The 13,309-nt window shown below is 59.1% G+C and carries 16 protein-coding genes; 10 read left to right on the top strand and 6 right to left on the bottom strand.

Annotation, left to right across the window (positions count from 1 at the left end; genetic code table 11):
• The 5 genes from FJE54_RS00710 to FJE54_RS00690 all read left to right on the top strand — a co-directional run bounded on the left by FJE54_RS00710 (position 1) and on the right by FJE54_RS00690 (position 4,337).
• Positions 1 to 750: an amino acid ABC transporter ATP-binding protein gene (locus tag FJE54_RS00710; protein WP_139650633.1), complete on the top strand. Its 750-nt coding sequence runs from the start codon at positions 1 to 3 to the stop codon at positions 748 to 750.
• Positions 751 to 782: 32 nt separating this feature from the next.
• Positions 783 to 1,487, top strand: coding sequence for a response regulator transcription factor (locus FJE54_RS00705; RefSeq protein WP_139650632.1), 705 nt, complete (start codon positions 783 to 785; stop codon positions 1,485 to 1,487).
• A 202-nt stretch (positions 1,488 to 1,689) separates the two neighbouring features.
• Complete coding sequence (locus FJE54_RS00700) at positions 1,690 to 2,607, top strand: ABC transporter ATP-binding protein (protein ID WP_139650631.1); 918 nt, start codon at positions 1,690 to 1,692, stop codon at positions 2,605 to 2,607.
• Positions 2,607 to 3,380 (top strand): DUF2705 family protein, encoded by a 774-nt coding sequence (locus FJE54_RS00695; RefSeq protein WP_139650630.1) that lies wholly within the window; start codon positions 2,607 to 2,609, stop codon positions 3,378 to 3,380. Before FJE54_RS00700 ends, FJE54_RS00695 begins: the two co-directional genes overlap by 1 nt.
• 9 nt (positions 3,381 to 3,389) lie before the next feature.
• Entirely contained in the window at positions 3,390 to 4,337 is a 948-nt protein-coding gene (locus tag FJE54_RS00690) for a sensor histidine kinase (RefSeq protein ID WP_139650629.1), read from the top strand.
• 141 nt (positions 4,338 to 4,478) lie between these two features.
• On the opposite strand, the gene FJE54_RS00685 is transcribed toward FJE54_RS00690, so the two are convergent.
• The 3 genes from FJE54_RS00685 to FJE54_RS00675 form a co-directional block, all read right to left on the bottom strand.
• Positions 4,479 to 4,775 (bottom strand): HigA family addiction module antitoxin, encoded by a 297-nt coding sequence (locus tag FJE54_RS00685; RefSeq protein ID WP_139650628.1) that lies wholly within the window; start codon positions 4,773 to 4,775, stop codon positions 4,479 to 4,481.
• Positions 4,759 to 5,052 carry a type II toxin-antitoxin system RelE/ParE family toxin gene (locus tag FJE54_RS00680; RefSeq protein ID WP_139650627.1) on the bottom strand — a complete coding sequence of 98 codons (294 nt, stop codon included), beginning with the start codon at positions 5,050 to 5,052 and terminating at the stop codon, positions 4,759 to 4,761. The genes FJE54_RS00685 and FJE54_RS00680 overlap by 17 nt, the downstream gene beginning before the upstream one ends.
• Positions 5,053 to 5,188: 136 nt before the next feature.
• The gene (locus tag FJE54_RS00675; RefSeq protein ID WP_139650626.1) at positions 5,189 to 5,449 is read right to left on the bottom strand and encodes a hypothetical protein; all 261 of its coding nucleotides are present in this window, start codon (positions 5,447 to 5,449) and stop codon (positions 5,189 to 5,191) included.
• Positions 5,450 to 5,831: 382 nt separating this feature from the next.
• Between FJE54_RS00675 and ahpC the strand changes: the two genes are divergently transcribed.
• From ahpC to FJE54_RS00650, 5 genes are all read left to right on the top strand, one after another.
• Positions 5,832 to 6,395 carry an alkyl hydroperoxide reductase subunit C gene (ahpC, locus tag FJE54_RS00670; protein WP_139650625.1) on the top strand — a complete coding sequence of 188 codons (564 nt, stop codon included), beginning with the start codon at positions 5,832 to 5,834 and terminating at the stop codon, positions 6,393 to 6,395.
• Between the two features lie 123 nt (positions 6,396 to 6,518).
• A complete protein-coding gene (locus FJE54_RS00665; RefSeq protein WP_139650624.1) occupies positions 6,519 to 7,403 on the top strand; it encodes a methionyl aminopeptidase in 885 nt (294 codons plus the stop codon).
• A gap of 333 nt (positions 7,404 to 7,736) precedes the next feature.
• Positions 7,737 to 8,318: a TetR/AcrR family transcriptional regulator gene (locus FJE54_RS00660; RefSeq protein WP_255467143.1), complete on the top strand. Its 582-nt coding sequence runs from the start codon at positions 7,737 to 7,739 to the stop codon at positions 8,316 to 8,318.
• 3 nt (positions 8,319 to 8,321) lie between these two features.
• On the top strand, positions 8,322 to 9,899 hold the full coding sequence (locus tag FJE54_RS00655) for a phytoene desaturase family protein (RefSeq protein ID WP_139650623.1): 1,578 nt from the start codon (positions 8,322 to 8,324) through the stop codon (positions 9,897 to 9,899).
• A gap of 195 nt (positions 9,900 to 10,094) precedes the next feature.
• Positions 10,095 to 10,469, top strand: coding sequence for a VOC family protein (locus FJE54_RS00650; protein ID WP_139650622.1), 375 nt, complete (start codon positions 10,095 to 10,097; stop codon positions 10,467 to 10,469).
• A gap of 137 nt (positions 10,470 to 10,606) precedes the next feature.
• On the opposite strand, the gene FJE54_RS00645 is transcribed toward FJE54_RS00650, so the two are convergent.
• From FJE54_RS00645 to FJE54_RS00635, 3 genes are all read right to left on the bottom strand, one after another.
• Positions 10,607 to 11,236, bottom strand: a complete 630-nt coding sequence (locus tag FJE54_RS00645; protein ID WP_139650621.1) for a hypothetical protein — start codon at positions 11,234 to 11,236, stop codon at positions 10,607 to 10,609.
• An 83-nt stretch (positions 11,237 to 11,319) separates the two neighbouring features.
• A complete protein-coding gene (locus FJE54_RS00640) occupies positions 11,320 to 11,883 on the bottom strand; it encodes a TetR/AcrR family transcriptional regulator (protein WP_180326479.1) in 564 nt (187 codons plus the stop codon).
• 116 nt (positions 11,884 to 11,999) lie between these two features.
• Positions 12,000 to 13,022, bottom strand: a complete 1,023-nt coding sequence (locus FJE54_RS00635) for a hypothetical protein (protein WP_139650619.1) — start codon at positions 13,020 to 13,022, stop codon at positions 12,000 to 12,002.
• Positions 13,023 to 13,309: the final 287 nt, after the last annotated feature.

The following is a 13,309-nucleotide window of genomic DNA, read 5'->3' as shown; positions in this document are numbered from 1 at the left end:
ATGAGCGAAGAGAACGCCAACGAGATCGTCGTCCGCATCGAAGACTTGCACAAGAGCTTCGGCGACAACGAGGTTTTGCGGGGCATCGATCTGAACGTTCGCCGCGGTGAGGTGGTCGTCATCCTAGGGCCTTCGGGCTCGGGCAAATCGACGATGCTGCGCTGCGTGAACCTGCTGGAAAGGCCTACCGGTGGCCGCATCTTCTTCGAAGATACGGAGATTACCGCCAAGAAAACCGATATCAATGCCGTGCGCGCGAAAGTGGGCATGGTGTTTCAGAACTTCAATCTGTTCCCGCATCTCACGGCCAAGAAAAACGTCATGATCGCGCAGCAGAAGGTGCTGAAGCGCAGCAAGGAAGAGGCGGAACGTATAGCGGTCGACCAGCTGACCAAAGTGGGTCTCGGCGATCGCATCGAGTACAAACCCTCCGAGCTTTCAGGCGGTCAGCAGCAGCGTGTCGCCATCGCCCGAGCGCTTGCCATGGACCCGCATGTTATGTTGTTCGACGAGGCCACAAGTGCTCTCGACCCCGAACTTGTGCGCGACGTGCTCGGCGTTATGAAGGAGCTCGCCCAGGGCGGCATGACCATGATGGTGGTCACGCACGAAATGGGCTTTGCCCGCGAAGTGGCCGATCGCGTCATCTTTATGGACGGCGGCGTGATCGTGGAAGAAGGCACCCCCGAAGCGGTGTTCGATAATCCGCAATCGGATCGCACCAAGGATTTCCTCGGGCATATCTCGTAAGTGCAGGTCGCATGCACGAGGAGGTTTTTCCAGTGACAGAACGCAGCATTCTCGTTGTCGAGGACGATTCCGACATCAACGCCCTGCTCGCCACGATCATGCGGCGGCAGGGTTTCGAAGTCGTGCAGGCGTTTTCGGGAACCGAGGGTTTGCTACGCGTAGAAAGCGGCGTTTTCGACCTTGTGCTGCTCGATATGCTGCTGCCGGGTATGGACGGGGCTGCGTTCATCGAGCGGCTTCGAACCGAGCTCGCATCCAGTGTTCCCGTCATCGTCGTTTCTGCAAAGGTCGGGTTGGCCGACAAGATCGATGCGCTCGCTCTCGGGGCGGACGATTACGTGACGAAGCCGTTCGAGCCCGAGGAGGTTGTCGCACGGGTGCAAGCGGTCTTGCGACGAAGCTGCGGTACCGGGCGCACGGCGGCCGCTGCGGAAGCCGGCGAGGTGTATTCCCATCGGGGCTTGGAGTTAAACGCAACGACGCGCAGGGTAGCGCTCGGCGCCGAGGACGTTGTCCTCACGGCTTCCGAGTTCGATATCCTGCTTGTGCTCATCAAGGCGCCCGACAAGGTGTTTTCTCGCGAATTGCTCTACGAACTCGTATGGAGGAACGGCTACTATGGCGAAGACAACGCGATCAACGTGCATGTGAGCAACATTCGCAAGAAGCTTGCAGCAGTTTGTCCTGACGAGGAGTTCATCAAAACCGTATGGGGTATCGGGTTCAAGCTCGTATGAACGCTTTGGCACGCTGGGTCCCGCACAACGCGCCGACCTCGGCTTCGCCAAGGCATCCCAGTTGGGCTGCGCGTGCTTGCAGGGCGCAATGCGCGTCAGTCTTTACGTTTTCCTTATACTTCCTTGAGGACTTATTTACCGCCCGCATCGTAAAGTTCTCCCATGCAATCGAAAGACATGGGAGAAAGAGAGAATCGGCTGTATGGATGCAGTGATCGAAACAAGGAACCTCACGAAGCGCTACGGCGATTTCGCAGCGCTTCGCCAAGCGAGCGTTACGGTGCGCCGCGGTGATATCTACGGGGTAGTGGGTGACAACGGAGCGGGGAAGACGACGCTGTTCAAGCTCTTGTGCGGGCTTTCGTTTCCAACCGAGGGCGAGGTTCGTCTGTTCGATGCGCATACGCAAAGCGAGCTTGAGCGGCAGCGCTCGCGCATCGGCGCAATCATCGAGCAGCCCGGGTTCTTCCCCAACCTGAGCGTTGAGAAGAATCTGGAGTACTACCGCATACAGAAGGGCGTTCCCGGCAAACAGGCGGTGTCGGAGCTGCTTGAACTGATGAAGCTCACCTATGCGAAAAAACGCTCATGCAAGAACCTCTCGATGGGCATGAAGCAGCGGCTGGGGCTTGCGATGGCGCTTTTGGGCGAACCCGAGGTGCTTGTGCTTGACGAGCCGACGAGCGGGCTCGATCCGAGCGGTATCGTGGAGATGCGCGAGTTGTTGCGAAAGCTCAATCGCGAGAAAGGCATCACCATTGTGCTTTCGAGCCATAACTTGGCCGAGCTTGAACAGCTGGCGACCACGTACGCGTTTGTGAGCCACGGACGCATACTCGAGCAGGTAAGCGCCGAGCGGCTTGCCGCGCGGTGCGCCGATTGCATCGACATCGGCGTATCGGATGCCGAACGCTACACTGTGCTGCTGGAAAAAACGTTCGGGCAGGTGCGGTACCAAGTGCTTCCCGATGCCACCGTACGCATTCTCGATCCGAATCTCGGCATCGAAGCGTACAGCGCGCTCGCTGCCGATGAGGGCATGACCCTTTTCAAACTCGAGCGAAAGCGCATGTCGCTTGAGCAGTACTATCTGGATTTGAAAGAACAGGGGGTTGCGTAATGCTGAACTACATGAAAAGCGAAGGGTACCGCATCGTTCATGGTAGGGAGTTGTACCTGTTAACCGGCATCCTCTGCGCTGTCGTCCTTGCGGCCAACATGATTTTATACGGGATGACTTTCGTGGACGATACGTTTCCCTATGCGACCGTGAAGTTCTCGCTCAGCAACCTTCTGGGCATGCTTCCTTTGCTGTTCGCTTTGGCGGGGCTGCTGGTTGCGCTGCTGTACGCCGACGATCGTAAGAATGGCACGCTCAAAAACGCGATCGTGCACGGGTGCTCGCGTACGAGCGTGTTTGTGGGGAAGTGTATCGTTTCGATTGCCGCAGGATTCGTTTCGATGGCGATCGTGATGGTCGTGTACCTTGCGAGCGCTATGCTTTTGCTTGAGGGGCCTGCTGGTGAACCGGCCAGCATGCTGCTTACGGCAACGGTAGCGGCGTTGCCCTCGATTGTGGCTGCCGTAGTGCTTGCGGTGGGCTTAGACGGGTTCTTCCCGAAAACTACAGCCGCCATTGTGGCGTTCGTCGTCATCGTGTTTGCGATTCCTCAGGTGCTTGCGCTCATCGGATTGCGCATCGAACCCGTGGCGGCATTCGCGCAGTGGTTGCCGGGCAACATATTCGGTAGCGAAGTGAACGAAGTGTTCACCGGCGGGCAACTGCCATGGGATAAGCCCTTCGGGTGGGCACGGTGTTTGCTTGCAGGTTTCCTAGGGTTGGTGCTGTTTGCTGCTATTGGCTTGCGGCGGGCCCGAAAAACGGAACTGTAGGGGGTGTGTATGGCAGACGTGCCGATGATCGTTGCGCTTGTGCTGGCCCTTGCGGTCGGGGGGTACTTCTGCCTACGCTACTTCCTGTTGAAACGTTCGATACGGAGGGCCGATCGCGAATTGCGGGAGATCGTGGAAGATTTGGGCGAGAACCGCATCGTCAAGCTTGCGGCACCTGACGGCGATCTCGAGCGGCTGCTGGGCACCGTAAACCGAGCGCTCGGTTCCATCAGGCGCGAGGCGGTGCTCTACGCGCGACATGAAGCGGAGCTGAAATCCCAAGTTGAACGTATCAGCCACGACTTACGCACCCCGCTCACTTCAATGCTCGGCTATCTGGCGCTTATCGACGAGTCAGGTTTGGACGAGGGTGCCCGTGAATCGCTCGCCATCGTCAAGCGCAAGTCCGAAATGCTGATGCGTTTGATCGGCCAGTTCTACGATCTATCGACGGTGAGGAGCGCGGACTTCGTGCTCGAGCTGACCGAAGTGGAGCTTGGGAGGCTGGTGCGCGAATCGGTCGCCGCCCAATACCGCCTGTTAGACGAGGCGGGATTGGATGTACGTCTTTCCCTGCCGGAGCATGCGGTGGTTGTTCTAGCTGATAGAGATAGCGCTGAGCGGGTGATTGCGAACCTTTTGCATAATGCGGGGAAGTACGCGAAGGGTTGTCTCGAGGTGGGGCTATCCGAGGATACCGAAGAGAGATGCGTGCGAATGACCTTCGCCAATGATACCCAAGCGCTCGATGAGAGCGAGGTTGCCCGGCTGTTCGAGCCGTTCTACACGGTCGACGGGTCGCGCTCGCAGGAGCAATCGGGCCTCGGTCTTGCGATCTCGCGGTATCTCGTCGAGCACATGGGCGGTACGATCGAAGCGCACGTCGAGCAGCGCGACGGGCGGCCATGGCTCAGGTTCGAAGTTGTGCTTTGCCAAGCCGCCCGTCCTTCGCGCTGAGGGCGCTTTGGCTCGTGCGATGATGATGCGCGGATGGGCATGCTCATACCGCAATCCTGCACAAAGGTATTTGCGCAAGAAGGATGGAGGCTCGCCGGATTGCAAGGTTTTCAAAAACACTGCGAGCAGTACGACGGGCTTTTACTGCTCGCGAACAAGAGCCTCGACATCGGGATGGTCGCATTGTTCGAGCATTTTAACCTGATAGGTCGTTTGAAGTCGCAGCCAGAACTCAGGGGTGGTCCCGAGTGCCTTGCCGATGAGGTAGGCCATCTCGGGTGTGATAGAGCGCCTGTTGTGGATAATGTCCGAGACGGCCGACTGGGGTTTGCCGATGGCTTTGGCAAGACGGTACTGAGAAATGCCGAGTGGTTCGAGAAACTCTTCTTTCAAAATTTCTCCGGGATGCGATACATATGCGTTAATGGTAGTCAACAAGCTCAACTCCTTCGATGCCGCTGCTCGTCCATGTGAAGCATAGACGCCATTGCTTGTTCACTCGTATACTGCACTGTCCTAAGCGGTCGCCACCAAGGTGCTCGAGGTGATTGCCCGGAGGTGTGCGAAGGTCGTTCAGACATCTTGACGCATCGGCAGCATCAAGCAACTGAAGCTTTCGGTAAAGCGTCTTTCGTAGCTCCGAAGGTACACGGCGCGGCTTGAATCTCGAACAGTCAAACCAGAAAGCTTCGATATCGCGATCTTTGAACCGCATGTCTACCCCAATACTACTGCGAAACAGAATGCTACTGTATAACGGAAGTAATTGCAACAGCAACAAAGGAAACTGTTTATGACGGCCTTATCGTTTTAGGCATAGAGCACCAAGTGGATTGCTCGTTTGCCGCAACCTACCGCGAAGCGTCGCCGAAAAGCGAGCGATGGAGCGCCCTTCTTTTCGCGCGGAAGGTGGGAGTTTCGGGTGGAAGATCAGCTCCAAGGTGGCATGCGATTACGCGCGACAACTCGTCGAGCGCTTCGGGGTCGCGTATCTGCGCGCAGGTAACGCTGAGTACTGTGGCGTCGGGGTGCGCTTCTCTGTCGAACGGCGATCTTCCGGGATCGTCGATGATGTCGAGCGCGAGGTTTGCTTCGGGCCAGTAGAGGCTCATGGTCTGCTCCTTCGTGAGGGTTCGTATGGTGCAGCGAGCTTACCATGCGCGTTTTGACCGTTCGTCTGCAGGATTTGACGCCGAGTATGCGCAAACCTTGCAGATTTCGGAAGCGAACCTTACGCGGATGGGAAGCGATAGGGAATTGCGGGCGAGCGATGTGGGAATTGCGTTGGAAGGCCGCGCGAACCGCGGGCGACGTGCGAACGAGCTAGCTGCTCCCCAGCGCGGCCAATTTGGCTTAAAGTCGGCGATCCGAGCCTTTGCGGATAATTCGTATAGGCAAAGTAACAAATATATGAAAGTTTGCCTATGGTAACAAAAAAGCGTGCTTTAGACGCTACGATGGCGCAAGACATCCCGAAGAGACAAGGAGCTACCTATGTCTATGATCAACCGCGAAATCGACGATTTCTCCGTGCAGGCTTTCCATGAAGACGACTTCGTTACCGTAACGAAGGACGACGTGCTCGGGGGCTGGTCGGTATTCTTCTTCTATCCCGCCGACTTCACGTTCGTGTGCCCGACCGAGCTAGAGGATCTGGCTGCGCTCTACGACCAGTTCCAGGAGGCGGGTTGCGAGATATACTCGGTTTCGACCGACACGCACTTCGTCCACAAGGCGTGGCACGACACGTCCGAGAACATCGCCAAGCTGCCGTTTCCCATGCTTGCCGATCCCACGCACAAACTTGCCGACATCTTCGATGTGTACATCGAGGAAGAGGGCGTTTCCGAGCGCGGCAGCTTCGTCGTGAACCCCGAGGGCAGGATCGTGTGCTATGAGGTGAATGCAGGTAACATCGGCCGCAATGCTGCAGAGCTTCTCCGTCGGGTGCAGGCGAGCCAGTATGTTGCCGAGCACGGCGATGCGGTGTGCCCCGCGCGTTGGATGCCAGGTGCCGAAGTGCTCCATCCGGGCATCGATCTGGTCGGGAAGCTGTAGACGCCGCCACGCGCCATCCGCTTTTTTGCCACGCTGCACTGTCGGACAAACAAGAGAATAGCGGTTTGCGGCCTGGGCTTGCCCTGGGCCGCAGTACAATAGCCGCGAGAGAAAAGGAACGCCATGTACGATGGAGAACCACTACCTGGACGCAACGACGAATGCTGGTGCGGCAGCGGCAGGAAATACAAGAAATGCCACATCGACTTCGATGAGCGCCTGGAGCTGCTGTACGAGCAGGGTTTCGAAGTGCCCCCGCGAAGCCTTCTCAAATCGCACAAGGATATCGAGGGCATCAAGAAAAGCGCCATTGTGAACATCGGCGTGCTCGATTATGTAGCCGAGCGAATCGGTCCGGGCGTGACGACCGGCGAGATCGATCGATGGGTGCACAACTACACGGTCGAGCATGGGGCCGTTCCCGCGCCACTTGACTACGAGGGTTTCCCGAAAAGCGTCTGTACCTCCATCAACGAAGTTGTCTGCCACGGTATTCCTTCGGATGACGAGGTCCTCGCCGAGGGCGATATCGTCAACGTCGATTGCTCCACGATTCTCGACGGCTACTTCTCTGATTCGTCGCGTATGTTCTGTATCGGCGAGGTCGATCCTGAGAAGAAGCGCCTCGTCGAGGTGACGAAGGAGTCGATCGACAAGGCGCTTTCACAGGTAAAACCTTGGGGCCTGCTCGGCGATGTCGGCCATGTCGTTAACGAATTCGCCAAGGAGCACGGCTACTCGGTCGTACGCGAGTTCGGCGGTCATGGCATCGGGATCGAATTCCATGAGGATCCGTTCGTGAGCTTCGTGGCAAAGCCCAACACGGGCATGGTGCTCGTCCCCGGGCTCGTCTTCACCATAGAGCCGATGATCAACGCAGGTAAGCCCGAGATCGACATGAGCGATCCGAACGGTTGGACGGTTCGCACGAAAGATGGCAGCGCGACGGCCCAGTGGGAAATACAACTTGCGGTGACCGAGGACGGCTACGAGCTGCTTTCTTGGTAAGCGATGTACCATTTAAAGGGCAGCGCTGATGGATGCTATCGTCTCGCGAGATACTTCGGCGTTCGGGGGCCTTTCGATACCGAAATTCGAACCGCAAGAGCTCATCGCTCATCTCGTGTACCAGGAGATCGATTTTTAGGGGACTCCTGATCAGTCAAGCCCGTATCGGCTCTTCGGACCTTTTTCGACCGCTCTATGCTGCGCAAGCCTTGCGATTGCTGAAACGTCGTCGAGCCAAGCCGTACGTTCTCGTGCGAATCATCCCGATTCTCGACTTGCTGGGATGTACGTCATGCTATTATATTGAATATAAATTCAATGAAAGGGCATTCAATGAACAGTATGCGTCAGGAGCAACGGGAGCAGCGCCGCGAGGAGATTCTCCGGGCTGCGCTGCGCCTGTTCGTGCGCAAGGGCTATGCGGGTACGAAAGTGGGCGACATCGCCGAGGCCGTAGGCATGAGCGCCGGACTTATGTTCCATTACTTCGAATCGAAGGAGGCGCTGTACGAGGAGCTGATTGATCTCGGCGTCAAGGGGCCGATGGGCATGGTGGACGACAGGTTCGAGGGCGATGCGATTGCATTCTTCGAAGAGGCTGCAACGAGCATCCTGGCCTTCTTGCACGAGGATCCCCTCATGGCCGATATGTTCGTGTTTATGGGAAACGCGTTCATGGACGATGCCATTCCCCCGCGTGCAAAGGATCTGCTCGCGGGGCTCGACGTGAACACGCCCACAGTCGAGATCATTCGCCGCGGCCAGCGTGAGGGCACTATCCGCCCAGGCGATCCGATGGCCCTCTCTATCGCGTTTTGGGCTGCTATCCAGGGTATCGCTGAAGAATTGGCCGTATATTCCGATATGCCGAACCCGGAGCCAGAATGGATCGTCGACATTGTGAGGAAGAGGTAGGACATGAACAAAAGTGAGAGCGCAGCCGAGCGAGCGAATGCAGTATGCGAAGCATCGGGTGAGCGGGCATCCAACAACTCCCGAAGAAGCATCGCTATTGTGGGAGCCGGCATCGCGGGACTCGCGGCGGGGGTATACGCGCGTCAGAGCGGCTTCAATGTTACCGTCTACGAATCGCACACCGTTCCTGGCGGCGCGTCGACCAGCTGGAAACGCAAGGGCTACCTCTTCGAAGGCGGCATGCACTGGCTCACGGGGTCGTCGCCGAAGACGGCGCTCAACGCGGTGTGGACGGAGATCGGCGCGCTTAATCCGGAGGTTCCCATCTACGTGCGCGATCCCTTCCTCGCCTACGAGTTCGAGGGGCGGACCATCTATCTGTACCGTGACGTCGACCGCCTCGAGGCGCATTTGCTCGAGGTCGCGCCTGAGGACGAGCGTGCGATCCGGCGCCTCACCAAGGACGTGCGCAAGTTCATGAAGGTGGACATGCCCATCTCCGACATCAAGGGAGTGAAGGCGGCCGTGCCGCGCAAGGCGGGCCTGGGGGAGACGCTGGCCATGCTGCCGGCGATGGTGCGCATGCCCTTCTACGCGAACCAGACCGCCCGCTCGTTTGCGGAGCGCTTCTCCAACCCGCTTTTGCGCACCCTGTTCGCGAGCATGGTGGGCGAGGACATGAGCGCGGTGGGGCTCGCGTTCACGCTCGCGACGCTTGCCACGGGTGACGGCGGCTACCCTCTCGGCGGTTCGCTCGCCATGGCGCGGCGCGTCGCAGATCGGCTCGAGCAGCTGGGCGGCCGGATCGAATACCGCAGCCTCGTCGAACGTGTGGTAGTGAGGGACGGCCGCGCGACGGGCGTGATCGTGGACGGCGTGGAGCGGGCGTTCGACGCTGTCATCGTGACGCAGGATCTGCGCATGGCCGTCGACCAGCTGTTCGACCCGCCGCTCGCCGAAGGGTGGGCGGAGCATCTGCGCGAAAACGTGCACCCGATCCTCGACACGTTCGTGAGCCTCGGCATCACGGCCGACCTCTCCGATGTGCCCGAGAACGTCGGCTTCCCCGTGGACGAGCCCGTCTTCTGCGGAGGACAGCGCCACGACGCTCTCGCCTTCAACAACTATGCCGCCTACGAGGGCTACGCGCCTGCAGGCTGTACGGCCATGACGCTGTTCATGAACGGCGACACCTACGACTGGTGGGCCGCCCGCAAAGCCGACGGTACCTACGCCGTGGAGAAGCAAAAGCTCGCCGAAGCGGTGATCGCTGCGGTGTCGAAGAAGTACCCGCAGATCGAGGGCAAAGTGGAGGTGTGGGACGTGGCTACGCCGCTCACCTACGAGCGCTACCTGCGCTCGTACAAGGGTTCGTGGATGTCGAACATGCTCCCCGGCGAGAAGATGCGCAGCTACCCGGCGAAGCCCGAGGGTGTCGCGGGCGTCTACTTCGCCGGCCAGCGCCTTGTTGCCCCCGGCGGCCTGCCCACCGCGGTGGAGACCGCCCGCACCGCCGTCCAGCATCTGTGCAAGGACGAAGGCGCAGTGTTCCAGGGGGCGCAGAACTCGCCGAGGTGGTGAGCTTTCACGCTGTCCTACGCGAATTTCAGGCAGGTGTTGAGATGCGGGTTACGCGAAAGGATAGGATGCGCTTGTATGAGACGGGTGCCTCGGGCGCGAAAGGTTTTCGGGGAACGTTGTGACGCGAAACGAAGCCATGGATCCTACGCCATGCTACACTGATCAGGTCAGATGCCAGAGAGAAAGGATGATCCGATGATCGACCATATGAGCGTCAAGGTGAAAGACTTCGATAAAGCGGCGGCATTCTATACGGCTGCGCTTGCGCCGCTCGGGTATGTGAAGGGCATCGAGTATCCCGGTGGCCTGCAGCTGCACGTCGAAGATGAGCCCGGGGATGTGTGGGTGATGGCGCTCAAGGACGACGAGGCGCAGCTTCCGACCCACATCGCGTTTACCGCGCACGATGCGGACGAAGTGAAAGCATTCTACGAGGCGGCGCTTGCCGCAGGCGGGACCGACCACGGTGCTCCCGGGCCGCGCGATTACCATCCCGGGTACTACGCGGCGTTCGTGTACGACTTCGAGGGCAACAACATCGAAGCGGTAATCCACGACTTCGGCGAATAGGTTCTGCTCGCACGCAAGCGCCCGTCGAAATTGAGGTGCGATCCGCTTGCATGGCTAACGGGCTGCGGATGGCGCGCGAGATCGACGGGCGCTTCGTCTTGTGCGCCGGGTGGCGACTCGCGGAGTATCCTCCCAGGTTACTCACTGTGCGCGGGGCACGTGACTTCCATGGTTGCGAATGCGGCGGCCACGCGGGCGAACCTGTCGGCGTCGTAGCCGATCCGATCCAGTTCGGCGAGGTCCGCAAGGTCTTTTTCCCGATCGGTTGCGACCTTTGCGGCACGTACGGCCTCGATCGTCGACATGCCGACTCGGCTGCCGTCGGGAAGCTCGCGCATCTCGACGAAGTCGTCTTCTTCGAGCCCAGCGGCAGTGGCGAGCAGCAGCGCGTCGTATCCGGCGAACGAAGCGTGGAGCGCGTTGCGCTGTTCGAGCGCGCCGTTCTCGATCGAAAACGGCGCGAAGCTAACCATGACGCTGTCGACGACGGCATGAACGCCGAAATCCGCTCTGCTGGAATTGCATTCCAGGTTCAGGGAGTCGAGCGTTTCGTCGTAGAACCCGCGCATCGCAAGCCAGCTCCGAACCGCCGGCATGTCGGCTGCCCGCACCGAAAAATCGACGTCGTCATGGCAGCGCCCCGAATCGTTGCCCGAGATGATCCAGGGTACCAATCCTCCCTCGAGAAACACGGTGCCGATAAGCTCTGGCGCGCGAAGCACGGCGAGGGCTACCGCTTTCGCATCGGTGAAGCTCGTTGTTTCCATGGGTGCTCCCATCTTTCGAACGGTTGGGGCTCGCGTCGGTGCACGACGGCTGGCGGCGCACATCCTCGGATCGTTTCGGTGTACTATGCGTCGCTCTTCGGACTTGCCATGCGTAACAAGAAATCGGCTTTCTTCGCCGCCTCTTCGGCGCTCAGTTCGGGTGCCTCGAATAGCCATAGGCGGATGATCCCGACGAGGCCCGACGCGACGAAGTGAAAGAGAAACGTCACATCCTGCTTCGGCAGGTTCGGATTGGCGCGCTCCCAGTCGCTGTGGTAAGCGTCGTACAGGTAGGCGATGACTCGATCGATGAAGTTGCCCTGCCCGCGGTTCTCGAATGCGGCGCGCACGAGTACACGATGTTCGGAGGCGAACTCCATGAGCGCAGGCACCATGTCGAACACGTTGTGCGGAAGCTTTTCGACGTAGCGTTCGAACCCGGCGAACAGGTCGTCTTGCATGGCGAGCAGCAGCGCGAACTGATCGGAATAGTACTTGTAGAACGTTTTGCGCGATATGCCCGCTTCTTCGCAGATCTCGCTTACCGTGATATCCGATACCGGCTTCTGCTCGAGCGCGCGCAAAAACGAATCGAAAAGGCACTGCTTGGTGTAGCGTTGCCGCGAGTCTTTCGGTTCGATGAACATAGAGCTCCTTGCCGTTCTCGGTGCAATTGGTTTCTTCAATCGCGCGGTATCGTCCATTATAAGCGCATGCGCAGAGATGCTCGGCGCGTTTTCGGCATCGGTTTCGCACCGGTCTTTCAGCGAAGCTTGTGCGATTGCTTCCGTGATTGCGAGCGCCCTATGCCGCGCAGCAGCTTCGCCTGGGCAAGAAGAAGGCGGGCTTCGTCGTGTGCAGCCCAAAGAACGTATCTGAGCATGCGTTCGCGCTCGACGATTCTGAGGGTAACAGCTGCAGGTGGCTTGCCTGCGCCGATCCGCTTGCCGTATTCGGTGATCGAGTACGCGTTTACCCCGAACGTTCCTTGGGCGAGTGTCGTGGTTGCACAGCCGAACTCCACGAGCTGAACCGGCTGCGTGCGGTGCCCCGCTTCAAGCCGTTTGGCTTCGCGGCTGTTGAACGGTTTGATGGCTATGTGGTTCGCTCCGCTCGCAAACGCGGCTTCGATGCTGTGTTTGAGCTGGTGTGAAGTCTGGCCGGGCTGCGCGAAGGCGAAGGTAAGCGATACGGTTTCGAAGGGGGCTTCTTTGAGGACGCTCAGCATGCCGCATGCGGCTGCATCGGGTGTGTCTACGGGCTTCTGGACGCAAGGCCGGGATGCAACCGTTACGGCGAGGTGCGATATTCCCGCCTCGTACAGCATGCGGAGCTTTTCGCTCTCGAGTTCTGTCGAGGCGAGTTCGAAGCCTATGCCGTGCGTGATGGTGAATCGTTCGCGCACTGCGCATACGATCGATTCAAGCGCAGGGGCGTCGAGCAGGGCCGTGTTTCCTTTGATGAACAGCGTAGTGATGGTCTTGCGGTCGCGCGGGGCGGCCGAGCGCGAATCTTTCCACGCGGCCGAGCCTGCTGAGTGGATAGCCGAAAGCAGGTGCTCGAGAACGGCGCGGCAATCGCTCGCATCGGATTCGCCTGCGCGATCGCTGCCCTCGGGCGCGCACGCGGCAATGCGTGTGGGAATGTGGAGGTACATTCCCAGGTTGGAAACTCCTGCGTAGTCGAAGCGCGAACCCCGCTCATTCGAAAAGCGCAAGGGCTTGATCGAGCTCAGTTTCGTAGAGCGGGCTAGGCATGCATCGACGAGCGAAACGATGGTTCCCATGGTTCCTCCTGCAGTCGGTCGGCTGTGCTGTAGCTATATTATAGACAGATGTTACTAAATATACAAGAGACTACGAAATAAGGACGGAGACGAGTTGCCGAGGCATGCGCGTACTACTCTCGTGTGCGCACGACGCACTTGCCAGCGGCTTCGGCTGGCTGCGTTACCCGAACCGCGCTTTGCCCGGGATCATTTCTTGTGCGGTGAGGCGTGCCATCCCGGCACGTTCGTATGCAGCTCCCATGCACGCGACGCCTCTCGCACGGGAGGTTTCTGTCCGCTGGTAT

It is taken from the genome of Raoultibacter phocaeensis (genome assembly GCF_901411515.1).
In the GTDB taxonomy this organism is placed as follows: domain Bacteria; phylum Actinomycetota; class Coriobacteriia; order Coriobacteriales; family Eggerthellaceae; genus Raoultibacter; species Raoultibacter phocaeensis.
This window is presented reverse-complemented; position numbering and strand designations above follow the sequence as displayed.

Coding starts and splice junctions, on each gene's coding strand:
- FJE54_RS00710 (WP_139650633.1), top strand. CDS start 1: ATGAGCGAAGAGAACGCCAACGAGATCGTCGTCCGCATCGAAGACTTG.
- FJE54_RS00700 (WP_139650631.1), top strand. CDS start 1,690: ATGGATGCAGTGATCGAAACAAGGAACCTCACGAAGCGCTACGGCGAT.
- FJE54_RS00695 (WP_139650630.1), top strand. CDS start 2,607: ATGCTGAACTACATGAAAAGCGAAGGGTACCGCATCGTTCATGGTAGG.
- FJE54_RS00690 (WP_139650629.1), top strand. CDS start 3,390: ATGGCAGACGTGCCGATGATCGTTGCGCTTGTGCTGGCCCTTGCGGTC.
- FJE54_RS00680 (WP_139650627.1), bottom strand. CDS start 5,052: ATGCGGTTCAAAGATCGCGATATCGAAGCTTTCTGGTTTGACTGTTCG.
- FJE54_RS00675 (WP_139650626.1), bottom strand. CDS start 5,449: ATGAGCCTCTACTGGCCCGAAGCAAACCTCGCGCTCGACATCATCGAC.
- ahpC (WP_139650625.1), top strand. CDS start 5,832: ATGTCTATGATCAACCGCGAAATCGACGATTTCTCCGTGCAGGCTTTC.
- FJE54_RS00665 (WP_139650624.1), top strand. CDS start 6,519: ATGTACGATGGAGAACCACTACCTGGACGCAACGACGAATGCTGGTGC.
- FJE54_RS00660 (WP_255467143.1), top strand. CDS start 7,737: ATGAACAGTATGCGTCAGGAGCAACGGGAGCAGCGCCGCGAGGAGATT.
- FJE54_RS00655 (WP_139650623.1), top strand. CDS start 8,322: ATGAACAAAAGTGAGAGCGCAGCCGAGCGAGCGAATGCAGTATGCGAA.
- FJE54_RS00650 (WP_139650622.1), top strand. CDS start 10,095: ATGATCGACCATATGAGCGTCAAGGTGAAAGACTTCGATAAAGCGGCG.
- FJE54_RS00645 (WP_139650621.1), bottom strand. CDS start 11,236: ATGGAAACAACGAGCTTCACCGATGCGAAAGCGGTAGCCCTCGCCGTG.
- FJE54_RS00640 (WP_180326479.1), bottom strand. CDS start 11,883: ATGTTCATCGAACCGAAAGACTCGCGGCAACGCTACACCAAGCAGTGC.
- FJE54_RS00635 (WP_139650619.1), bottom strand. CDS start 13,022: ATGGGAACCATCGTTTCGCTCGTCGATGCATGCCTAGCCCGCTCTACG.